Origin of the sequence: Hymenobacter sedentarius (assembly GCF_001507645.1) — a bacterium.
GTDB lineage: Bacteria > Bacteroidota > Bacteroidia > Cytophagales > Hymenobacteraceae > Hymenobacter > Hymenobacter sedentarius.
Map to the genome: position 1 here is coordinate 2,632,405 of NZ_CP013909.1, position 19,274 is coordinate 2,651,678.

Annotated in this window: 20 protein-coding genes; 7 read left to right on the forward strand and 13 right to left on the reverse strand. The window is 60.4% G+C overall.

Going from position 1 to position 19,274, the window contains the following annotated elements:
- Nucleotides 1-38: 38 nt before the first annotated feature.
- Entirely contained in the window at nucleotides 39-425 is a 387-nt protein-coding gene (gene apaG, locus AUC43_RS10810; protein ID WP_068193013.1) for a Co2+/Mg2+ efflux protein ApaG, read from the reverse strand.
- Between the two features lie 114 nt (nucleotides 426-539).
- Here apaG and AUC43_RS10815 point away from each other — a divergent pair, with 114 nt between their 5' ends.
- Nucleotides 540-1,202 carry a uracil-DNA glycosylase gene (locus tag AUC43_RS10815; protein WP_068193017.1) on the forward strand — a complete coding sequence of 221 codons (663 nt, stop codon included), beginning with the start codon at nucleotides 540-542 and terminating at the stop codon, nucleotides 1,200-1,202.
- A gap of 203 nt (nucleotides 1,203-1,405) precedes the next feature.
- Here the strand turns inward: AUC43_RS10815 and lepB are convergent, their stop codons facing one another.
- The 7 genes from lepB to AUC43_RS10850 all read right to left on the reverse strand — a co-directional run bounded on the left by lepB (nucleotide 1,406) and on the right by AUC43_RS10850 (nucleotide 6,900).
- Nucleotides 1,406-2,554 carry a signal peptidase I gene (gene lepB / locus AUC43_RS10820; protein ID WP_068193020.1) on the reverse strand — a complete coding sequence of 383 codons (1,149 nt, stop codon included), beginning with the start codon at nucleotides 2,552-2,554 and terminating at the stop codon, nucleotides 1,406-1,408.
- Between the two features lie 91 nt (nucleotides 2,555-2,645).
- Entirely contained in the window at nucleotides 2,646-3,365 is a 720-nt protein-coding gene (gene dapB, locus AUC43_RS10825; protein ID WP_068193022.1) for a 4-hydroxy-tetrahydrodipicolinate reductase, read from the reverse strand.
- Between the two features lie 109 nt (nucleotides 3,366-3,474).
- Nucleotides 3,475-4,206: a DUF5683 domain-containing protein gene (locus AUC43_RS10830; RefSeq protein WP_068193025.1), complete on the reverse strand. Its 732-nt coding sequence runs from the start codon at nucleotides 4,204-4,206 to the stop codon at nucleotides 3,475-3,477.
- 111 nt (nucleotides 4,207-4,317) lie between these two features.
- Nucleotides 4,318-5,346, reverse strand: a complete 1,029-nt coding sequence (locus AUC43_RS10835) for a ParB/RepB/Spo0J family partition protein (RefSeq protein ID WP_233253984.1) — start codon at nucleotides 5,344-5,346, stop codon at nucleotides 4,318-4,320.
- Between the two features lie 74 nt (nucleotides 5,347-5,420).
- Nucleotides 5,421-5,756 carry a DUF5615 family PIN-like protein gene (locus AUC43_RS10840; RefSeq protein WP_071885880.1) on the reverse strand — a complete coding sequence of 112 codons (336 nt, stop codon included), beginning with the start codon at nucleotides 5,754-5,756 and terminating at the stop codon, nucleotides 5,421-5,423.
- Nucleotides 5,756-5,986: a DUF433 domain-containing protein gene (locus tag AUC43_RS10845; RefSeq protein WP_068193031.1), complete on the reverse strand. Its 231-nt coding sequence runs from the start codon at nucleotides 5,984-5,986 to the stop codon at nucleotides 5,756-5,758. The genes AUC43_RS10840 and AUC43_RS10845 overlap by 1 nt, the downstream gene beginning before the upstream one ends.
- A gap of 104 nt (nucleotides 5,987-6,090) precedes the next feature.
- Entirely contained in the window at nucleotides 6,091-6,900 is an 810-nt protein-coding gene (locus tag AUC43_RS10850) for a ParA family protein (protein WP_068193033.1), read from the reverse strand.
- 173 nt (nucleotides 6,901-7,073) lie between these two features.
- Here AUC43_RS10850 and AUC43_RS10855 point away from each other — a divergent pair, with 173 nt between their 5' ends.
- Both AUC43_RS10855 and AUC43_RS10860 read left to right on the forward strand, forming a co-directional pair.
- Nucleotides 7,074-8,807 (forward strand): ABC transporter substrate-binding protein, encoded by a 1,734-nt coding sequence (locus AUC43_RS10855; protein WP_068193036.1) that lies wholly within the window; start codon nucleotides 7,074-7,076, stop codon nucleotides 8,805-8,807.
- A 36-nt stretch (nucleotides 8,808-8,843) separates the two neighbouring features.
- Nucleotides 8,844-9,686, forward strand: coding sequence for an alpha/beta hydrolase (locus AUC43_RS10860; protein WP_068193039.1), 843 nt, complete (start codon nucleotides 8,844-8,846; stop codon nucleotides 9,684-9,686).
- A gap of 43 nt (nucleotides 9,687-9,729) precedes the next feature.
- Here AUC43_RS10860 and AUC43_RS10865 read toward each other — a convergent pair whose 3' ends face one another.
- The 4 genes from AUC43_RS10865 to AUC43_RS10875 all read right to left on the reverse strand — a co-directional run bounded on the left by AUC43_RS10865 (nucleotide 9,730) and on the right by AUC43_RS10875 (nucleotide 14,390).
- Nucleotides 9,730-10,284 (reverse strand): DUF6438 domain-containing protein, encoded by a 555-nt coding sequence (locus AUC43_RS10865; protein WP_068193044.1) that lies wholly within the window; start codon nucleotides 10,282-10,284, stop codon nucleotides 9,730-9,732.
- Nucleotides 10,285-10,450: 166 nt separating this feature from the next.
- Complete coding sequence (gene yidC, locus AUC43_RS10870) at nucleotides 10,451-12,235, reverse strand: membrane protein insertase YidC (RefSeq protein ID WP_068193047.1); 1,785 nt, start codon at nucleotides 12,233-12,235, stop codon at nucleotides 10,451-10,453.
- A gap of 125 nt (nucleotides 12,236-12,360) precedes the next feature.
- A complete protein-coding gene (locus AUC43_RS20070; protein ID WP_071885881.1) occupies nucleotides 12,361-12,642 on the reverse strand; it encodes a GIY-YIG nuclease family protein in 282 nt (93 codons plus the stop codon).
- A gap of 104 nt (nucleotides 12,643-12,746) precedes the next feature.
- Nucleotides 12,747-14,390: a CTP synthase gene (locus AUC43_RS10875; protein ID WP_068193050.1), complete on the reverse strand. Its 1,644-nt coding sequence runs from the start codon at nucleotides 14,388-14,390 to the stop codon at nucleotides 12,747-12,749.
- Between the two features lie 81 nt (nucleotides 14,391-14,471).
- Here AUC43_RS10875 and AUC43_RS10880 point away from each other — a divergent pair, with 81 nt between their 5' ends.
- Genes AUC43_RS10880 through AUC43_RS10890 form a run of 4 tightly spaced genes read left to right on the forward strand, consistent with a single transcriptional unit; the run spans nucleotide 14,472 to nucleotide 17,297 of the window.
- Nucleotides 14,472-15,914, forward strand: coding sequence for a D-alanyl-D-alanine carboxypeptidase (locus AUC43_RS10880; protein ID WP_157781035.1), 1,443 nt, complete (start codon nucleotides 14,472-14,474; stop codon nucleotides 15,912-15,914).
- A 48-nt stretch (nucleotides 15,915-15,962) separates the two neighbouring features.
- Nucleotides 15,963-16,181, forward strand: coding sequence for a hypothetical protein (locus AUC43_RS20075; protein WP_071885882.1), 219 nt, complete (start codon nucleotides 15,963-15,965; stop codon nucleotides 16,179-16,181).
- Nucleotides 16,129-16,566, forward strand: coding sequence for a hypothetical protein (locus AUC43_RS10885; protein ID WP_068193059.1), 438 nt, complete (start codon nucleotides 16,129-16,131; stop codon nucleotides 16,564-16,566). The genes AUC43_RS20075 and AUC43_RS10885 overlap by 53 nt, the downstream gene beginning before the upstream one ends.
- Nucleotides 16,567-16,589: 23 nt before the next feature.
- Nucleotides 16,590-17,297: a GNAT family N-acetyltransferase gene (locus AUC43_RS10890; protein ID WP_071885883.1), complete on the forward strand. Its 708-nt coding sequence runs from the start codon at nucleotides 16,590-16,592 to the stop codon at nucleotides 17,295-17,297.
- Nucleotides 17,298-17,326: 29 nt separating this feature from the next.
- On the opposite strand, the gene serA is transcribed toward AUC43_RS10890, so the two are convergent.
- Nucleotides 17,327-19,228: a phosphoglycerate dehydrogenase gene (gene serA, locus AUC43_RS10895; protein WP_068193065.1), complete on the reverse strand. Its 1,902-nt coding sequence runs from the start codon at nucleotides 19,226-19,228 to the stop codon at nucleotides 17,327-17,329.
- Nucleotides 19,229-19,274: the final 46 nt, after the last annotated feature.

Genomic DNA, 19,274 nt, shown 5'->3' on the forward strand with positions numbered 1-19,274 from the left:
AAAGGTCGCACGCCCGCCCGCTATTCTCCGAAAGGTTATTAATTGAGCCGATAGGGCACCATCAGCGTGAACTCGGGGATTTCCACGGAGAATTCCTGGCCGTTGGCCAGGCGCTCCATTAGGTAGGTGCCGCGCATCTTGCCCACCCCCGATTTCAGGTTGCAGCCGCTTACGTACTGGTGCGCCTCGCCGGGCTCGAGCACGGGCTGACGGCCCACCACGCCTTCGCCCTCCACTTCGCGCACCACGCCGTTGGCGTCGTGGATGTGCCAGTGTCGTCGCAATAGCTTCACGGTAAACTCGCTATTATTGCGAATATCTATTTTATAGGCGAATACGAAATGCTCTTGGCCGGGGCTGGAGTAATCGGGCAGGTAGTTGGTCGTAACCGAAACGGTGACGCCTTGCGTAGTGGTGGTGGGCATAGGTCTCGTAGCTTATAGGTAGCTGCGGGCGTAACATGCGCCCGCCAGAATTGGTTTTACGCAAAAGTTACGCTTGAACGCCGCAAAAGCCCATTTATTTCCCTAAAAATTTCGATGGTAAAGATAGCCGAAAGCTGGCAGCACGTGTTAGCCGATGAGTTTGAGAAGCCATACTTCCAACGTCTAATTGCCTTTGTGAAAGGGGAGTATGCCACGGCTACCGTTTACCCGGCCGGGCCCCAGATTTTTCATGCGTTCGACGCCACGCCGTTCGACAAAGTGAAGGTGGTGATACTGGGCCAGGACCCCTATCACGGCCGAAACCAGGCGCACGGGCTTTCCTTCTCGGTACAGGACGGGCAGCGCACGCCGCCTTCGCTGCAGAATATTTTTAAGGAGTTGCAGGACGACATTCCCGGTACCACGCCCGCCACCAACGGCAACCTCGACCGCTGGGCCCAGCAAGGCGTGCTCCTCCTCAATGCCACCCTTACCGTGCGGGCCGGCGAGCCCGCCTCGCACCAGAAAAAAGGCTGGGAAGAATTTACCGACGCCGTTATCCGCAAGGTGTCGGAAGAGAAAGAGCACGTCGTATTCATTCTCTGGGGCGCGTACGCCGGCAAGAAATCTGAGCTGATTGACGAGAAAAAACACCTGGTAATCAAATCGGTGCATCCCTCTCCATTTGCGGCTGATAAAGGATTTTTTGGCAGCAAGCCCTTTAGCAAGACCAATGCGTGGCTCAAGAGTAAAGGGCTGACGCCGATAGAGTGGTAGCTCAACCTCGACCTTGAGGAACCTCACCCCCGGCCCCTCTCCAAAAGAGAGGGGAGCCTGGCACAAGGGTTTAGCTCAATTTCTAAAAACGGAAAGCCCCAGCTCAAGATTGAACTGGGGCTTTTTCATTGAATTGACATCAGGCTCCCCTCTCCGCGGGAGAGGGGCCGGGGGTGAGGTTCCGCCCGGGCTGAGGTCAACTTCTAGTGAATCAGGTTGAACAGCCGGTTCCACCGGATTTTATGCCAGAAATCAGCATTGGGGTCAACTGACAGCCAGATGAGCACGGCCTTTCCCACGACGTGGTCTTCGGGCACGAAGCCCCAGAAGCGCGAGTCTTCGGAGTTGTGGCGGTTGTCGCCCATCATCATGTAATAGTTCTGCTTAACGGTGTAGCTGGTGAGCATTTTGCCGTTTTGGTAAATCATGCCGTCTTTCCAGGTGATGCCAGTGTTGTGCTCGTAGCGGGCCACGATTTTGTAATAAATAGCGGCATTGCCGGGCGTGAGGGCGATGGTCTGGCCTTTCTTGGGAATGGGCAGCGGGCCGTAATTGTCGAGCGTCCAGCCGCGGGGCGTGGCGCTCATGGCGTCGGAATTGCGGAAATCGGCCACGTCAGGAAACAGCTGCACCTGCGGCTGAATGACGGTCATGCTCTTCACGTAGGACTGCTTGCGGAAGTAGTTGGCCGCCGCCACCGTGCAGCTGATGGCGTAACCCGATTTGCCGTCGGGCGTGGTGACGGCCTGCGGGCTCCCGTTGGGCTGGTCGTAGTCGACGACGCCCTGGGCGCGCAAGGCGGCCAGCACCTCGTCGTTGGGATTGTCGACCTGCATGAAGTAGGTGGTTTCCAGGCCGGGAGGCGTCACGCCGGGCTTGCCGTTGAGGTACACCTGGGCATCCTTGATTTCGAGGGTGTCGCCGGCTACGGCCACGCAGCGCTTGATGTAGTTGGTGCGCAGGTCGGCGGGGTACTGCGACTCGTGGGGCACGTGAAACACCACCACGTCGTTGCGCTTAATGCTACTAAAGCCCGGCAGCCGGTAGGTGGGCAGCTGAATCAGCTCGGAGTAGCTTTTGAGGCCCGTGCCCCAGATGGTTTGGTGGGTGAGGGGCACCTGCAGCGGCGTTTGGGGCGTGATGGGGCCGTAGTGCAACTTGCTCACAAACAGGTAGTCGCCCACCAGCAGCGAATTCTCCATACTGGGCGAGGGAATGGTGTACGCCTCAAACGTAGCCCAACGAATGAGCGTAGCCGCCACAATGGCAAAAATCAACGAATCGGCCCATTCACGGCCCTTCGTTTTAGGCGGTTTGGGGGTAGTGGAACGGTCAGTTTTGAGCAGTGACATGGGGGAGCAAGCTTGGGCCTGGCAATGAAAATCAGGTAAAGAAACGCAGCAGAATGCTGGCAGGCGCCACCACCCCGAGCAGGTGGGGCAATTACAAATCCAACAGTTCTTTCATTCCAAAGACGCCCTTGCGGCCGGGCAGCCACTCGGCGGCCAGCAGCGCGCCCATGGCAAAGCCTTCGCGGCTGTGGGCTTCGTGCTTGAGCTCCAGGGTATCAACGGCCGACGTATAAGTAACAATGTGCGTGCCCACGGCGTCGCCGGTGCGCTCACTGAGGATGGCCAGTTCGGCCTCGGTTTGGGCCGGCTCGTTACGCCAGCTGGTTTTGCTGGGGAAGTGGCGGATGATGCCTTCGGCTGTGGTGAGAGCCGTGCCGCTGGGCTGGTCGATTTTCTGGGTGTGGTGGATTTCGCGTACCGACACGTCGTACCCGCCAAACTGGTGCATTTTGGCCGCCATGTACTCATTAAAGTGGAAGAACAGGTTCACGCCCACGCTGTAATTAGAGGCGTAAAACAAGCTGCCATTCAGTTCCTTGGTCAGGGTTTTGGCTTCTTCGAAGTGGTGCAGCCAGCCCGTGGAGCCGCACACCACGGGAATGCCCTGGCGCAGGCAGGCCGCGATATTGGCCAATGCCGAATCGGGATGCGTGAATTCGATGGCCACATCGGCCGTGGCGGGCGTGAAGTCGGTGATGTTGAGCTGGCTGGCGTGCAAGTCCACAATGCCCGCGATTTCGTGGCCGCGCTCCGCAGCCAGCGCCGCAATGGTTTGGCCCATTTTCCCGTAGCCGATGAGTAGAATTTTCATGCGTGGTAGTAAGTAATCGGTAGTCGGGTAGTCTAGCAAAAGGCAATGGACCAAAATTGAGCTGCCAAGTTGGGGTATTGGCTACTGCAAGCCGACCATTTAAGAAAATTTATTTGACCCGTAGCGCAAACAGGACGCCCGGCGCCGTGGGCAGGGCCAGGGCCCGCCCGGGCACCGGCAGCAGCGCCGGCTGCCAGTGCAGGCTCAGGTCTTCGCTCACGTCGAAGCTCTTGAGGTGGGCATCGACCAAGGCATCGACGATTTGCAAGCTGTAGGCCAGGCCGATGTAGAGGTAGAACAGGTCGCGGTTGCCGCGGTAGAAGCGAATGCCGGTATTAATGGCGTCGATGCTGGGTTCGCGCCGAACGGGCATCGGCAGGCTAATGTCCTGCGGGCGAGCCCCCCCCGCGACACCCGCCTGGGAAGTGAGCAAATTGCTGGCGTCGACGTACTGCCGAAAGCGGGTCTGGTAGAAATATTCCCCATAAATAACGCCGCCCAGGGAGCCATAGACCAAGGGCAGCTTCCACCACCGGTGGTTGTAAATCTGGCCGGCGCCGGGCAGAATGGCCGCCAGCAGCGCCGCCTTGCCGGGCCGGGTGAGGCGAATGCCCGGAAAGCCAAAGGCGCGAAACATGTGCTCGGTGCGCTTGGCCGAATCGGCAGCGGCTTTCCTGCGCTTGTCGGCGGGCGTAACCACCACCTCGCGGGTCTCGGTCGTATCCGGGCGAATCACGGGCGGTGTGGGCGGGGCAAACACCTGCGCCCGGCCGCCGTTGCCGGCCAAGAGCAGGCCCACGAAAACCAGCAGGGCCGCGATGTGGTGATACGATTTTGTCATAGCAAACCTGCTAACGGAAAACGCCCGGATTTAGCGTATTAGCCGGCTTTGGCCCCCGAAGAATGACTCTTCGGCGGATAGAGAGCCCGCACCTACCACCTGAGGGTGGTATCAGGAGGGATGCAAAATGTGCAGGATGCGCTGCATGTCCTCCACCGAATCGAAAGCAATTTTGATTTCGCCGCTGCCCTTGGGGCCGGGGCGCACCTGCACCCGCGAGCCAAACCGGTCGGTGAGGTGGCGCTCGGTGCGGCGCAGCTCGGCGGCGGGCACGACGGATTGAGCCGGCGTTGTGGCGGTGGTAGCGCCGGCTTCGGTTCCATTGGTAGCCGTAGGCCGGCCAAAACCGCTGCGAACTAACTCTTCCACCCGGCGCACGGACAGTTCCTCGGCCACAATCTTGCGGAACAGCTCCACCTGGGCCTTGGGGTCTTCGATGCCGATGAGGGCACGGGCGTGGCCCATGCTGATTTCGGCGTCGCGCAGGCCAATCTGCACGTCGGGCGGCAGCTTGAGCAGGCGCAGGTAGTTGGTAACGGTCGAGCGGTTTTTGCCCACCCGGTCGCCCAGCTCTTCCTGGCGCAGGTTGCACTCGCTCAGCAGGCGCTGGTAGCTGAGGGCAATTTCGATGGCATTCAGGTTTTCGCGCTGAATGTTCTCAATCAGGGCCATTTCCAGCATTTGCTGGTCGTCGGCCTTGCGGATGTAAGCCGGGATGGTCTCCAGGCCGGCCAGCTTGGAGGCTTGCAAACGCCGCTCGCCCGAAATGAGCTGGTAGGCGTTGGTGCCGAGCTGGCGCAGGGTCACGGGCTGAATAATGCCCTGAATTTTAATGCTTTCGGCCAGTTCCTGGAGGGCTTGCTGGTCGAAGTGGGTGCGGGGCTGGTAGGGGTTGGCCTCGATGTGCTCCACCGAAATAAAGCCCACCGAATTGACCGGGTGCGACACCAGCCGGTCGCTGGGGCCGGGCCGGTCGCCTTTTTTCTCGTAGCTCCCCTCAATCAGGGCGTTCAGGCCCCGGCCCAGGCCGCCAATCTTGCGCTTAGGGATAGGAGCCGCGGCCGTGGCCGGAGTGGTTTTCTCGTCGTTCTTCTCTGGAGTCATCTCGGCAAGGTCCTGTTGGCCGAAAGGTCGGCGCATACGGAACTTCAAAATTACGGATTGTTGGGCGAAGGACAAGCCGGGAAGTTTGGCGGGTCCGGTTCAGCTTGAAATCAGGCCAGTTGCAGGCAGTGAACTTCGCTTTCGGGAGCCAACGTGGTATAAATCATCATCTGATGCGTTCGCAATAAGTCGGCAACCTGGGCGCTGGGCAAGTTGCCGGTTCGCAGCAAAATGACTTTCGGTGGGGAGCCGCGCAATAAACTCAGGTCTAAAAAATCTTCGTCCTGGGTTAAAATAACAAACCCGTGCTGCTGCGCATATTCCCAGATTGCGGAATCGCGGCGGTCTGTGAGGCCCAGGCGTCGCACTTGTTCACTACCTGGAAAAAGCTCTTGTAATTGCTTAACCAGCCGGTACGAAAGGTTTTGGTCAATAAGCAGCTTCATTAAGCCACTAGCCGGGTGTGGCGCTGCCGGTCAGCAGCATAGCGCAGGCAAGCCCGAATCAACTCTTCGGTCAACTCAGGAAAATCCTCAATGATGTCGGCGTTGCTCATGCCATTGCCCAACCAACCGAGCACATCGTCCACACTGATGCGGGTGCCGATAATGCACGCCCGCCCAAACCGGATTTCCGGGTCGATGCCAATTAACGGGTGGGCAGGGGAGGTATACATTAGAAGCCTAAGGTATGACTTTGAGCTACTAAAAGCCCCGGCGGGGCGCCACTCGTTTAACGAATGCCGCCCCGCCGGGGCTTTTATTAGCTCAACTTTCTTAATTAAATCCGCTCGTCTTCAGCAGTTTCCTCGGGGCGGGCTTCTACGCTGTTCTTCTCCACAATCTCGCGCGCCAGGTTCAGGTAGCTGATGGAGCCTTTGCTTTCCGCATCGTGCAAAATAACGGGGATGCCGAAGCTGGGCGACTCGCTCAACTTCACGTTGCGCGGGATGATGGTGTCGAAGGCCAACTGCTGGAAGTGCATCCGAACCTCTTCCACCACCTGGTTGGAGAGGCGAAGGCGCACGTCGTACATCGTGAGCAGGATGCCTTCGATTTCCAGCTCCGTGTTGAGCCGGCTCTGGATAATTTTGATGGTATTCAGCAACTTGCCCAAGCCTTCCAAAGCGAAGTACTCGCACTGCACCGGGATGATAACCGAGTGGGCCGCCGTGAGGGCGTTGACCGTGATGAGACCCAGCGAAGGCGAGCAGTCGATGATAATAAAATCGTACTGCTCGGCGAGGGGGCGCAGGGCCTCCTTCATTTTTTCTTCCCGGTTGGGCAGGTTTATCATCTCCACCTCGGCGCCCACCAAGTCGATGTGGGAGGGCATAAGGTCGAGGTGGGGCAGAATGTTGGTAGGCAGGATGATATCCTGGGCGTTGATGCCGTCCACCATGCACTCGTAGATGCTGTTCTGGATGTCCTTGGGGTCGTAGCCGACGCCAGAAGTGGCGTTGGCCTGAGGGTCGGCGTCGACGAGCAGGGTCCGGTAGTCCAGGGCGGCCAGGGACGCCGCGAGGTTAATGGAAGTAGTGGTTTTGCCCACCCCGCCTTTTTGATTGGCTACCGCGATGATTTTTCCCATGAGTCTCTCTAGTTGTCAGTTGTTCGTTGCCAGTTGTTAGCGGTTCAGGGCTTCATCCTCAGTTAGTGGCCTTTCCAGGCCTGCGACTACCAACTAACAACGAACAACTGACAACTAAGAACTAATAACTTTTGCCGTAGCATTGCACAAAGATACATTCTTTCCCTGTTCGCATGCCCCCTTTTTTGGCTCGCTGGACTAGCCGCCTAGCTAAACCGCTGGGGCCCTTGCTGGCCCTACTGGCACTAGGTGGCTGCCACGACGCGGCCCGCCCGGCCGCCGATGAGCGCCGCGTGTTCCGCTACAACCAGCCCGAGGCCCTTACCTCGCTCGACCCCGCCTTTGCCCGTAACCAGGCCAACTGGTGGGCCGTCGGGCAGCTCTACAGCGGGCTGGTGGAGCTGGACTCGACCCTGCTGCCCACCCCGGCCCTGGCCCGGCGGTACACCATTTCGCCCGATGGTCGGCTCTATACCTTCGTGCTGCGGCCGGGCGTGCGCTTTCATGATAGCGACGTTTTTCCTGGTGGCAAGGGGCGTGAAGTAAAGTCGCCCGACTTCGTGTATTCCTTCAAACGCATTCTGGACCCGGCTACGGCCAGCACGGGCGGATGGATTTTCCGGGGCAAGGTGCTGGAGAAGCCCGATGGTACGCCCAGCGACACCTGTTTTGTGGCGGTCAATGACTCGACGCTGCGCATCCATCTCAAGGAGCCGTTTATTCCGTTCCTGGGCATTCTCACCATGCCCTATGCCTACGTGGTGCCCCACGAAGCGGTAGAAAAGTACGGCAAGGACTTCCGGGAGCACCCGGTAGGCACCGGGCCGTTCCGGTTCAAGCTTTGGGACGAAGGCAACGTGCTGCTGTATGCCCGCAACCCCACCTACTGGCGGCGCGACCGACAGGGCCGTCCGCTGCCCTACCTGGATGCCGTGGCCATTAGCTTCCTGGCCGACCGCAAAACGGAGTTCCTGACCTTCATGCAGGGCAAGCTTGATTTCCTTTCGGGTATTCGCGCCGGCTCGCGCGACTTGATTATGAATCCCGATGGCACCATTCGGGACGATTTCAAGGGCAAGTTCACGGTGCAGAAAGTGCCGTATCTGAACAACGAGTACCTGGGCTTTCAACTCGATTCGGCGAATCTGACCGGCGAGCAGGCCATTCAGGGCCGGGCTCTGCGTGACAAGCGCGTGCGGCAGGCACTGAATTATGCGTTGAATAAGCCCGAGATGCTGACCTACATCCTGAACCGGGTGGGGCAGGCGGGCACGTCGGGCTTCGTGCCGGCCGCCCTGCCGTCATTCTCAGAGAAGCTGGTGCCCGGCTACACTTACCAGCCGCAGAAGGCCCGGCAGCTGCTGCGCGCAGCTGGCTACGGGCCCCAGCGGCCGCTTCGCCTGCGCCTGAGCACCGTGCTAGAACGCAAGGAGATAGGCGAATACCTGCAGAAGCAGTGGGCCGATGTGGGCGTGCAGGTGCAGATTGACATCAACCAATCGGCAGCCCAACAAGACCTCGTGGATAATGGCCGCGTGGCCTTCTTCGCCAAAAGCTGGCTGGGCGACTACCCCGATGCCGAAAACTACCTGGCGCTGTTCTACAGACCCAACTTCAGCCCCGCCGGCCCGAACAAAACGCACTTCAAAAACGCGGCCTACGACAAACTTTACGATGAAGCCCGCCGCACCCAGGACGTGGCCAGGCGCACGGCCTTGTACCAGGCCATGGACCGGATAATTGTGGAAGAGTGCCCGGTTATCAGCCTGTATTACGACGAGGTGGTGCGGCTCACGCAAAATAACGTGCGCGGCCTCACGCCCAACCCCATGAATCAGCTGCTGCTGGAGCGGGTGCACAAAGAATCGGCTGGTTGGGCTGATAAAAAGGAAGTTACACTTTATTGAAAAGGAAATATGGCTCGGTTCAGCAAGGTTGTTTTCATGTTTTTGCCGGTTCTGTTTTTGCTCTTGGCAGCCCCTGGCCAGTCGGCTGGGCAAGCGTCGGAGGCTGTGCCCCTGGTGATGGGCCAAACGTTTACGCTGCAATCAAAAGCGCTGAGCGAGACCCGCCGCGTCAACGTGTACCTGCCGGCGGGCTATGCCGAATCAACCACGTTGCAGCTGCCCGTGCTGTACATGCCGGACGGCGGCATGGCCGAAGACTTTTTGCACGTGGCCGGGCTAGTGCAAGTGCTGGTGGGCAACGGCACGATGCGCCCCTTTATCTTGGTGGGCATTGAAAACACCCAGCGCCGGCGCGACCTGACTGGCCCCACCACCAACGCTGAGGACAAGAAGATAGCGCCGCACGTGGGTGGCTCACCCGCGTTTCGCCAGTTCATCCGCACCGAGCTTATGCCGGCGGTGAAGCAGCGCTATCGCACCACGGCCGAAACGGCCATCGTGGGCGAGTCGCTGGCCGGGTTATTCGTGGTCGAAACCCTGCTGCTGGAACCCGATTTGTTCGATTCTTACCTGGCTTTCGACCCCAGCCTGTGGTGGAACAACGAGCAGTTGGTCAACCAGGCTAGCACCCTGCTCAAGGCCAAGCCCAAGGCCGGCCAGCCCAAGTTCCTGTACCTGGCTACCGGCAGCGACGCGGGACTTGCGCCGCCCGTCGGGCGCCTCACCAAGGCGCTGGGCAGCACCCCCGAGCGCAGCATTGCCTGGCACTACGAGCCCATGCCGCAGGAAACCCACGCCACCATTTATCATCCGGCCGCACTCAAGGCTTTCCGGCTGGTCTTTAAGCCCAAAGCCACTAATTCGCCGGGGACACACTAAAGCGTTAGTAGAAGCTAGCGGAGGCTGAATAATTGAGCTGGCTTTATTTATCGGCCCGCAGCTCGGCCAAGGCGTCGAACTGATTGGCGAAGCGGTTGAATAGGTTTTGCACGTTGTCAGGGGCGCCTTCTTCCACAACTACGGTCTTGAGCTGGCCGTTGGGCTGGCGTATGCCAATTACCGTGCTGGGCAGGTCGCTGGTATTCTTGGAGTATCGTTCCTGAAACTGCTCAAAGTGGGCTTCCTTGGCCATGCGTAGCAGGTCGGCTAGCGCGGCCGGGGCCATTTTTAGCTCTTTGGTACCCATCACGGGTACGGCCCGCCGGCCCTCGTAGGCCACGCGGCCATCGGCGTAGACTTGCATTTTGTAGGCCGGGCAGGTGCCGAAGCACGGCGTGCGCTCGAAGGTGAGCACGGGTTCAGCATCCTGCTTTCCCTGAACAGTTGAGGCTTGGGTAGCAGGAGCGGCTGCTTTTTTACTGGCCTTTTTGGCCTTTCCCTTCTGCTTGGTCTGCGAAGTGGGCGTGGCTTTTTGGGCGCAGGCGGGTAAGGTGAAGCTGAAGGCGAAAAGCAACAGAAGAGCAGCGAAGTAGCGCATGGCCGGATAATTAAGCAGTGACAGGCTCGAGTGCCTGCGTGAATGTAGGCAAACAAAAAACCGGCAGAACGAAAACCGTGCCTGGGCTTTCGTTCTGCCGGTTTGAAGGGCAATAAGTTAGGTCGTCATGCTAAGGTGAAGGGGAGCATGGCAAGTGGCTTATTTACTAGGACTTCCGCTTGGCCTGGGCCTCGCGCTCCTGCGCGGCTTTCATGGCTTCGGCAATGCGGCCTTGAAGGCCGCCGGGCTTCTTGTCCTTGTTTTTGATTTTGTTGGCGTCGAGCTGCGCGCGGATTTTGGTGTCGTCTACCAAGCCGCGGGTGATCGCCTGCTGGGCGAAGGTGATGACGTTCGACACGAAGTAGTACCATGTGAGGCCGGCTGCAAAGCTGTTCAATACGAACAGGAAGATAATGGGCATCAGGTAGCTGTAGGTCTTCATGGGGCCCTGCATGGCGGTGTTAAGCTGATTGCTCTGCCAGGTCATGAGCAGGGTAGAGGCCGTCATCAGCAGCGTGAACATCGACACGTGGTCGCCGTACCATTTCACGTAGAAAGGCAGCTTCACGAATACATCGTAGCTGCTCAAGTCCTTGGCCCACAGGAAGCTCTGCTGACGCAGCTCAATGGCGTTGGGGAAGAACTGGAACATGGCAAACAGGATGGGCAGCGTGAGCAGCGTGGGCACGCAGCCGCTCAGGGGCGAAACGCCGAAGGTCTGGTAGAGCTTCATGGTTTCTTGCTGCACCTTGGTCTGGTCGTCGCCGTACTTGGCCTTCAGCTCGTCGAGCTCGGGCTTCAGCACTTTCATGCGGGCCTGGCTCTCGTAGGTTTTGTAAGTGAGCGGCCAGGTCACGAGCTTAATCAGGACCACCAGCAGCAGGATGATGATGCCGTAGGAACTGATGTACTGCTCCAGAAAGTGGAACACCGGCAGCACCACAAAGCGGTTTACCCAGCGGAACAAGCCCCAGCCCAGGTACACGTTGCGGTCGAACTCTGGCGCTACGGCCTTCAGCAGGTTAAAAGAGTTGGGGCCGAAGAAGAAGCGGTACTGGCCACGGCCCTGCTCCACCTCCGCTACCGGGATGGTGAGCGTGGTGCTCAGCGTTTTGATGGTGGTTGTATCCTCCAGTTTTACGTCCGAGTTGAACGCGCCGCCCGTGAAGGGCTGCTGGTCGGCAATGAGGCCGGCTACAAAGAAGTCGTGCTTGTGCGCCGCCCACTTTACCGGGCCGGCGGCCTTAATCTCCTCGGGCTTTTCGCTGGCTTCAGCTAGGGCGCCCTGGTCACCGGCAGCCAGGTAGTGGTTGATGGTGGTGTGGTTGCGGTTCTGCTTCAGGTCCTGCTCGGTCTGGCGCACCTGGTCCACGAAGGTGAAGGTGAGCGGTTCCTGGGCCACCGTCTGCTCCAGGCCGTTCAGGCGCAGGTTGTAGGCCAGTTCAAAACTGTTGGCGGGCAGGGTGTAGGTCTGCACGATGCTGCCCCCGGCCACGGGCGCGGTGAAGGTGAGCACCGAAGCGCCCGCTGCCTGCGACGGCACCGACTGGAACACCAGGTCCGAAAACTTCACGGTTTTGCCGTCCACGGTGCGAAAACGCGTGTCCATGCGGGCACTTTTGGCATCGAACAAGTCGAGCGGCTGCCCGAAGAACGTTTTGTACTTGTTCAGGCGCACGGCTGTCACGCGGCCGCCGCGGGTCGAAAAGGTGACGGTGAGGTTGGCGTTGGCCAGGGTTACATCCTGGGCTGTGCCAGCCGTGGTGTCGAGGGCCGCTTCCGGGGCGATGGCCGGTACTGCTGCAGGAGCAGCGGCGGGAGCGGCGGCAGTAGTAGCCGGCGGCGTTTTACCGGTAGCTTTTTTATCATCCTTTTTCGGGCTGAAAAAGAAGAGGTACACGAGGAGCAAGGCCGAAATAAGGAAAAGGCCGGTTGCTTGATTTTTGTCCATTACTATTTTAAGTTGCGAAGGGGCAAAGGTACGGAGTGAAGGGCCTCGTCTGTCATTGCGAGTGAAGCGCAGCGCGGCAATCCGTCCTGTCACTGCGACCAGCCCTTGAGATGTGATAAAGCCTTTTATCCCGCCAGTTCTTTCCAAGTAGGGTTGGTCGCGTTAATCAGCGCTAGTTTCCTAGCTCTTGAGCCAGCTTTGAGTTGTTTTTCTCTGGCAATGGCCGCGTTGATATCCGGGTACGTTTCAAAATGCACGAGCATGCGCACGTTGTATTGTTTGGTAAAGCCCTCGTGTACGCCAGCTTTATGCTCGGCTACACGCCGCGCTAAATCGTTGGTAACGCCTGTGTAAAGAACGGTGTGGTTGGCATTGGTGAGCAGGTAGACGTAATAAGTGCGCAGCATATTTTAGGCTTTGTCACATCTCAAGGGCTGGTCGCGTTGGGAGGACGGATTGCCGCGTTTCACTGCGCTCCACTCGCAATGACAGGGGAGTGCGACGGCAGCGTCTACCCCTTGCGGTGCTGGATAGCCGCCCGCACAAAGCGCGTGAACAGCGGGTGCGGCTGCTCCACGGTGCTTTTCAGCTCGGGGTGAAACTGGCCGGCCACAAACCAGGGGTGGTTCGGTAGCTCAATTACTTCGACCAAGCCGGTTTCGGGGTTGGTGCCAGTCATCTGCATGCCGGCTTCTTCGAATTGAGCTAAAAACTGGTTGTTGAACTCGTAGCGGTGGCGGTGGCGCTCGCTGATGTGGTTGCGGCCGTAAGCCTTGGCGGCGCGGGAGCCGCGGCGCAGGTCGCAGGCGTAGGCGCCCAGGCGCATGGTGCCGCCTTTCTGGGTGATGTTTTTCTGCTCTTCCATCATGGCAATGACGGGGTTAGGCGTCAGGGCGTCCATCTCGGTGGAGTTGGCATCCTGCAAGCCCAGCACATGGCGGGCGTATTCTACCACAGCCACTTGCATGCCCAGGCAAATGCCGAAGAAGGGAATGTTGTTTTCGCGGACGTAGCGCACGGCGGCAATCTTGCCCTCGAAGCCACGCTCGCCAAAGCCGGGTGCTACCAGCACGCCGTCGCAGCCGTGCAGCAGGCTGGCCACGTTTTCGGGGGTGATGTGTTCCGACTGGATGCTGCGCACCGTGACTTTGCACTCGTTTTGCGCGCCGGCGTGCACAAACGATTCGTTGATGGATTTGTAGGCGTCGGGCAGCTCTACGTACTTGCCCACCAGCGCGATGGTCACTTCCTCGGTGGGATTCTTTAGCTTGCCCAGGAAGTCTTTCCAGGCTTCCAAATCGGGCACGGTGGCGCCACCGGTCAGCTTCAAGCGCTTAATCACCCGCTCGTCGAGGCCTTCCTTGCGCATGAGCAGCGGCACGGAATAAATGCTGTCGGCGTCGAGCGACTCGATGACGGAGTTAATTTTGACGTTGCAGAACAGCGCGATTTTGCGGCGCATTTCGGCCGGAATTGGGTGCTCGGAGCGGCACACCAGGATGTCGGGCTGCAGGCCGGCCTCGCGCAGGTCGCGCACGGAGTGCTGCGTTGGCTTGGTCTTCAGCTCACCGGCCGCCTTCAAATACGGCAGCAGCGTGAGGTGAATCACCAGCGAGTCGCTGTCGGCCAGCTCCCAGCGGAGCTGGCGCACGGCCTCGACAAAAGGCAGGCTCTCGATGTCGCCGATGCAGCCGCCGATTTCGGTGATGACCACGTCGAACTGCCCGTTTTGGCCCAGCAGCAGCATGCGCCGCTTGATTTCGTCGGTGATGTGGGGCACCACCTGCACGGTTTTGCCCAGGAAAGCGCCTTCGCGCTCGCGCCTAATCACGGTGTCGTAGATGCGGCCGGTGGTCACGTTGTTGGCCTGCGAGGTGGGCGCGTTCAGGAACCGCTCGTAGTGGCCCAGGTCGAGGTCGGTTTCGGCGCCGTCGTCCGTCACATAGCATTCGCCGTGCTCGTAGGGATTGAGCGTGCCGGGGTCGATGTTGATGTAGGGGTCGAACTTCTGGATGGTGACGCGGAAGCCGCGGGCCTGCAGAAGCTTGGCGAGGGAGGCCGAAATGATGCCCTTGCCAAGGGAAGAGGTGACGCCGCCGGTTACAAAAATGTACTTGGCGGGGCCGGGCGCGGGGGTGGGGGAACGGTCTGGCATTTCGGGGGACAAAGGTAGGGCTAGTTTCAAGGCCGGAGGCGCATTAGCTTTGTAGAGCCGCGGCTTTACGTGCCATCGCCGTTGCTAAAGTTGCTCGCTGTGCTGTTCCGTCGTCTTTCTTTTCTTTTGTTTCTGCTGCTGGGCGCTACCCAGCTGCCGGCCTGTGCCCAATCTTCGGAAACGCCCGTGGCCGTGGTGCTGCCGGCCACCAACCTGCCCTGGCTGCAGCTGCTGGTCGACAGCTCGGCGGTGCTGCGCCAGCACCAGGTAGGCATCAGCGTGGCCGACGCGGGCACCGGCGAAACCCTGTTTGGCTACAACGCCGCCAGGTATTTCACGCCGGCGAGCATGATGAAGCTGTTCAGCTTTTATACCGGGCTGCACCTGCTGCCCGACTCGCTGCCCAGCCTGCGCTACTTCTCGCGCGGCGATACGCTGTTTTTCCAGGGCACCGGCGACCCCACCTTCCTGCACGGCGACGTGCCTAGCCGCCGGGCCTACACTTTCCTGCAGAGCCGGCCCGAAAAGCTGCTGGCTTATTGCGACATTGCCTGCGTGCCGGCCTACGGCCCGAGCTGGAGCTGGGACGACTTCACGTACTATTTCCAGCCCGAGCGCGGCGCGTTTCCCATTTATGGCAACACGGTGCGCTTCTATGCCGCGGCGCCGCCGCTCCGCCCCCGCACTGGTGGCACGGCCTCGCTGGCGCACGCCGTGGCCCTGCCGCAGCGGGTGCGCGTGCTGCCCCGGTCGTTTGCGCCGCTCACCGAGCCCGCGCCGGCCCACTTCCTGTCGCCCGACATCGACCCCGATACCCACGTGCGGCGTTCGCCTCTCGAAAACCGCTTCTATACCCTGCCTTCGCCCAAGAAATGGATAGACGAGGTGCCTTTCCGCACCAGCCGCACGCTCTTGCTGCGCCTGCTGGGCGATACCCTGCGCCGGCCCATTGTGGGCGTGGCGTGGCACCCCCGGCCCACCGATAAAGTGCAGACGCTGCGCGGGTTGCCCGTTGATTCGCTGTACCGCCGGATGCTGCGGGTGAGCGACAACTTCCTGGCCGAGCAGCTGCTGCTTATGTGCAGCACCACGCTCGGGCACGACTCGCTGAGCACCGGCCGCGTGATTCACTACGCCCTCAAAAAGGAGCTCAATACCCTGCCCGACCCGCCCACCTGGGTAGACGGCTCGGGGCTGTCGCGGCTCAACCTCGTCACGCCCCGCAGCTTCACCGCCGTGCTGCTCAAGCTGCACCAGGAAGTGGCCGAGCCGCGCCTGCTGAGCTTGCTAGCGGCCGGCGGGCACCAGGGCACGCTGCGCAAGCGCTACCACGATGCCAATGGCACCTGGTTTTGGGGCAAAACCGGCACCCTGACCAACTGCGTGAACATCTGCGGCTACGTGCGCACCAAAAGCGGCCGCCTGCTGGCCGTGAGCTTCTTCAACAACGGATTTCCCGGCGACGACGCCCCCGTGCGAAACGAAATGGAGCGCCTGCTGCGCGAAATGCGCGACCGGCTGTAGGGCAGGCCAGCTGAGCACTTTCAGCAAGCGAAAAACGTACCTTCGAGCATGAGCCCCGTTTTTAAGTCCCGCGACAAAGCCGAGATTGAGGAGCAACAGCGCCGCTACTACTGGAGCCTAACTCCGCATGAGCGCCTGGCCCTGGCCGTTCGGCTCAACCAGCAGGCACGGCTGATTTATGCGGCCAACCCGGCCAACCCGCCCTTGATGACCGATGGAGGAAGAATACTTAAATCTGCTGCGCCACTTCCACGCCGCGGGCGTTGAGTACGTGGTGGTAGGGGGCTACGCGGTGATTGCGCACGGCTTCCCGCGCACCACCGGCTACCTGGACCTGCTGGTGCGGCCCAGTGTGGCAAATGCCCAGCGCGTGGTAAAGGCGCTCGGGCAATTTGGCTACACCCGGGGAGAGTTCGAAGAAGCTGATTTCGTCACCGTCCCCAACTTTATATCCTTCAATACCAAAGGCGTGTGGATTGATTTGCTGACCGAATTGCAGGGCGTGGGGTTTGACGAAGCGTTTTCTACAGGCCTGGAACTGGTGTTTGACAACGTGCCGGTCCGGTACATTGGCCTCACGGCATTGCGCGCCGCCAAGCAGGCCAGTGGCCGCCCCCAAGACCTGCGCGACCTGGAAAACCTGCCTTCCTAAAACTCGCGCCAAAACCGTAACTCATGGCCCATGTACTTGATAACCCCGTCTGGAATGCATTGATTACGGGCAATAAAGGCCTGTCCGAAGGCGTAGAGGGAGTGCAGTATTTTGCCAGCGACGTTTCGCCCTTTGTTGGGTTTGAGACCCTTTCGCTGCAGGCCCTGGGGCTGTTGCACGACCTTGTCCCCGCGAAGCGCATGTTAGGGGTGGTGAGCCCGACGGCGCTGGTTTTTCCGGGCCAGTGGCAGGTGGTGCAGCAGATGCACGCGTTGCAAATGGTGCAGGAAACTGCGACTGGGGATGCCGTGGGGGAGCAACAGCTAGTCCCGCTGGGGCCGGAGCATGTACCTGCCATGCTGGCGCTCACCAAGAGTACCAACCCCGGCCCGTTTGCCAGCAACACCATTGCGTTTGGGCACTACGCGGGTATTTTCGACGGGAATGAGCTGGTGTCCATGGCCGGGCAGCGGCTGCACCCGGAGCCATACGCCGAAATCAGTGCCGTGTGCACGCATCCCGACTATCTGGCCCGGGGCTATGCCCGGCAGCTTCTCCAATACCAGGCCCAGCGCATCAGAGCGGCAGCAGGTATTCCCTTTCTGCACGTGAAAGCCGACAACACAGGCGCGATAAAGCTCTACCAATCCCTGGGCTTTAGAACCCGCAAGGAGATGAGCATTTACATCATTCGGAAAGCCCCAGCCGCCACCCAGCCCGAGGGTCAGTAACTGGTGGAGCTAGTGAGGCAGCCGGCGCTTTAGTACAGCACCCGGAACTTGATGGTGTGCTCCACTTCCCGCAGCGCCTTGATGACTTCCTGGTCGTACTCGCGGTTGATGTCGGTGATGACGTAGCCGATTAGCTCGTTGGTTTTTAGGTACTGGCCCAGGATGTTGACGTGGTGGGCGGCCAGCACGTTGTTGATTTTGGCGAGCACGCCGGGCACGTTGGCGTGGATGTGGATGAGGCGGTGGGCCTGCTGCACGGGCAGCTGAATGTTGGGGAAATTCACCGACTGCTGGGTGTTGCCGGTGTTGATGTAGGCCATGATGCGCTCGGGCACAAACTCGGCGATGTTGCGCTGGGCCTCGGCCGTGCTGCCGCCGATGTGCGGGGTGAGCAGCACGTTGGGCAGGCCGCGCAGCTCGCTTTCGAAGGTTTCTTGGTTGGTTTTGGGCTCGTAGGGAAACACATCCACGGCCGCGCCGCCGAGGTGGCCCGAGCGCAGGGCGGCCGCCAGGGCCGGCACGTCCACCACATGGCCGCGGGCGTTGTTGAGAAACAGCGCGCCGGGCTTCATCAGCGCAAATTCGGCGGCGCCGATGAAGTTCTCATTGGCGGCGCGGCCGTCGATGTGCAGGGTCACCACGTCGGCCTGCACGAGCAATTCCTCCAGGGTGCGGCACTTCCCGGCGTTGCCGAGCTGCAGCTTTTCGGCGATGTCGAAGTACACCACCTTCATGCCCACGGCCTCGGCCACCACCGATAGCTGCGAGCCGATGTTGCCGTAGCCCACGATGCCCAGCGTCTTGCCCCGAATCTCAAACGAGCCCTTAGCCGACTTGTCCCACTCGCCGGCGTGCATCTTGGGGTTCTTTTCCGGGATGCGGCGGGCCAGCACGATGATTTCGCCCAGGGCCAGCTCAACGACTGAACGGGTATTGGAAAAAGGCGCGTTGAACACGGCCACGCCACGCTTCATGGCCTCGGCCAGCTCAATTTGGTTGGTGCCGATGCAGAAGGCGCCGATGGCAATCAGCCGGTTGGCCGCTTCCAGCACGCGCTCCGTCACCTGGGTTTTGCTCCGGATGCCGAGGATGCTTACGCCCTCGATGCGCTCAATGAGCTCGTCCTCGTCGAGGCCGCCGGGCACGCTTTCCACCTGGTAGCCTTCGGCGGTGAACAGCTCTTTGGCGCGGGCGTCGGGGTTTTCGAGGAGCAGGACCTTGATGCGGTTTTTGGGGTACGAAAGGGTCATCGGGAGCTTGAGCTGGTATAGAAATTCGTCGAAGGTGGGCAGCACCTCGTCGGCGCGGGCCACCACGGTGGGGCGGGCCACGTTTTCGGTGTAAGCATAGAAGCGGTGGGCCAGGCCGGCTTCGCGGATTTGGTAGTCGGTGTAGCCGTCGCCGAGCACGTACACGGGCCCGTCGAGGTCGAGCAGCACGAGCTGGCGGATTTTGCCGCCGTCGCGGCTCAGCACATTGGCCGGGTCGCAGCCAGTGATGTTGCCGGCCTCGTCGAAGGTGAAGGTGTTGGCCAGTACGTGGTCGGGCGCGATGCCGAACTCGGCCACCACCGGCTCAATAAACTCGCGGAAGCCGCTGCTCACCACGTAGATGCGGTCGGCAAACTGCCGGAAAAAGGCACTGTTGCGCTGAATGCTCTCGCTCACCTTGGTGTGCAAGCGGGCCACTAGCGATGCCAGGTGGTGCCGGTGGGCACCCAGCAGCGCCAGCCGCCGCGCCAACGACTCCTGAAAGCCGATTTCGCCGGCCATGCCCTGGTCGGTCAGGGCCCGAATCTGGGCTACTACCGCGGCCTGGTCGGGGTGGCCCTGCAGGGCGATGTCGGCCAGTTCATCCAGGCCTTCGACCTGGGTGAAAGTGGAATCGAAATCGAAGACGAGGTAGGGAAGTGGGGCTGGTTGCTGCGGCATAACGGAGGCAATATCGGTCCAAACCTGGTCTATTGAAGCCCCGTGT

Bases quoted from the DNA above. Each gene is read 5' to 3' on its own strand.
- apaG (WP_068193013.1), bottom strand. From the start codon at position 425: ATGCCCACCACCACTACGCAAGGCGTCACCGTTTCGGTTACGACCAAC.
- AUC43_RS10815 (WP_068193017.1), top strand. From the start codon at position 540: ATGGTAAAGATAGCCGAAAGCTGGCAGCACGTGTTAGCCGATGAGTTT.
- lepB (WP_068193020.1), bottom strand. From the start codon at position 2,554: ATGTCACTGCTCAAAACTGACCGTTCCACTACCCCCAAACCGCCTAAA.
- dapB (WP_068193022.1), bottom strand. From the start codon at position 3,365: ATGAAAATTCTACTCATCGGCTACGGGAAAATGGGCCAAACCATTGCG.
- AUC43_RS10830 (WP_068193025.1), bottom strand. From the start codon at position 4,206: ATGACAAAATCGTATCACCACATCGCGGCCCTGCTGGTTTTCGTGGGC.
- AUC43_RS10835 (WP_233253984.1), bottom strand. From the start codon at position 5,346: ATGCGCCGACCTTTCGGCCAACAGGACCTTGCCGAGATGACTCCAGAG.
- AUC43_RS10840 (WP_071885880.1), bottom strand. From the start codon at position 5,756: ATGAAGCTGCTTATTGACCAAAACCTTTCGTACCGGCTGGTTAAGCAA.
- AUC43_RS10845 (WP_068193031.1), bottom strand. From the start codon at position 5,986: ATGTATACCTCCCCTGCCCACCCGTTAATTGGCATCGACCCGGAAATC.
- AUC43_RS10850 (WP_068193033.1), bottom strand. From the start codon at position 6,900: ATGGGAAAAATCATCGCGGTAGCCAATCAAAAAGGCGGGGTGGGCAAA.
- AUC43_RS10855 (WP_068193036.1), top strand. From the start codon at position 7,074: ATGCCCCCTTTTTTGGCTCGCTGGACTAGCCGCCTAGCTAAACCGCTG.
- AUC43_RS10860 (WP_068193039.1), top strand. From the start codon at position 8,844: ATGTTTTTGCCGGTTCTGTTTTTGCTCTTGGCAGCCCCTGGCCAGTCG.
- AUC43_RS10865 (WP_068193044.1), bottom strand. From the start codon at position 10,284: ATGCGCTACTTCGCTGCTCTTCTGTTGCTTTTCGCCTTCAGCTTCACC.
- yidC (WP_068193047.1), bottom strand. From the start codon at position 12,235: ATGGACAAAAATCAAGCAACCGGCCTTTTCCTTATTTCGGCCTTGCTC.
- AUC43_RS20070 (WP_071885881.1), bottom strand. From the start codon at position 12,642: ATGCTGCGCACTTATTACGTCTACCTGCTCACCAATGCCAACCACACC.
- AUC43_RS10875 (WP_068193050.1), bottom strand. From the start codon at position 14,390: ATGCCAGACCGTTCCCCCACCCCCGCGCCCGGCCCCGCCAAGTACATT.
- AUC43_RS20075 (WP_071885882.1), top strand. From the start codon at position 15,963: ATGAGCCCCGTTTTTAAGTCCCGCGACAAAGCCGAGATTGAGGAGCAA.
- AUC43_RS10885 (WP_068193059.1), top strand. From the start codon at position 16,129: ATGGAGGAAGAATACTTAAATCTGCTGCGCCACTTCCACGCCGCGGGC.
- AUC43_RS10890 (WP_071885883.1), top strand. From the start codon at position 16,590: ATGGCCCATGTACTTGATAACCCCGTCTGGAATGCATTGATTACGGGC.
- serA (WP_068193065.1), bottom strand. From the start codon at position 19,228: ATGCCGCAGCAACCAGCCCCACTTCCCTACCTCGTCTTCGATTTCGAT.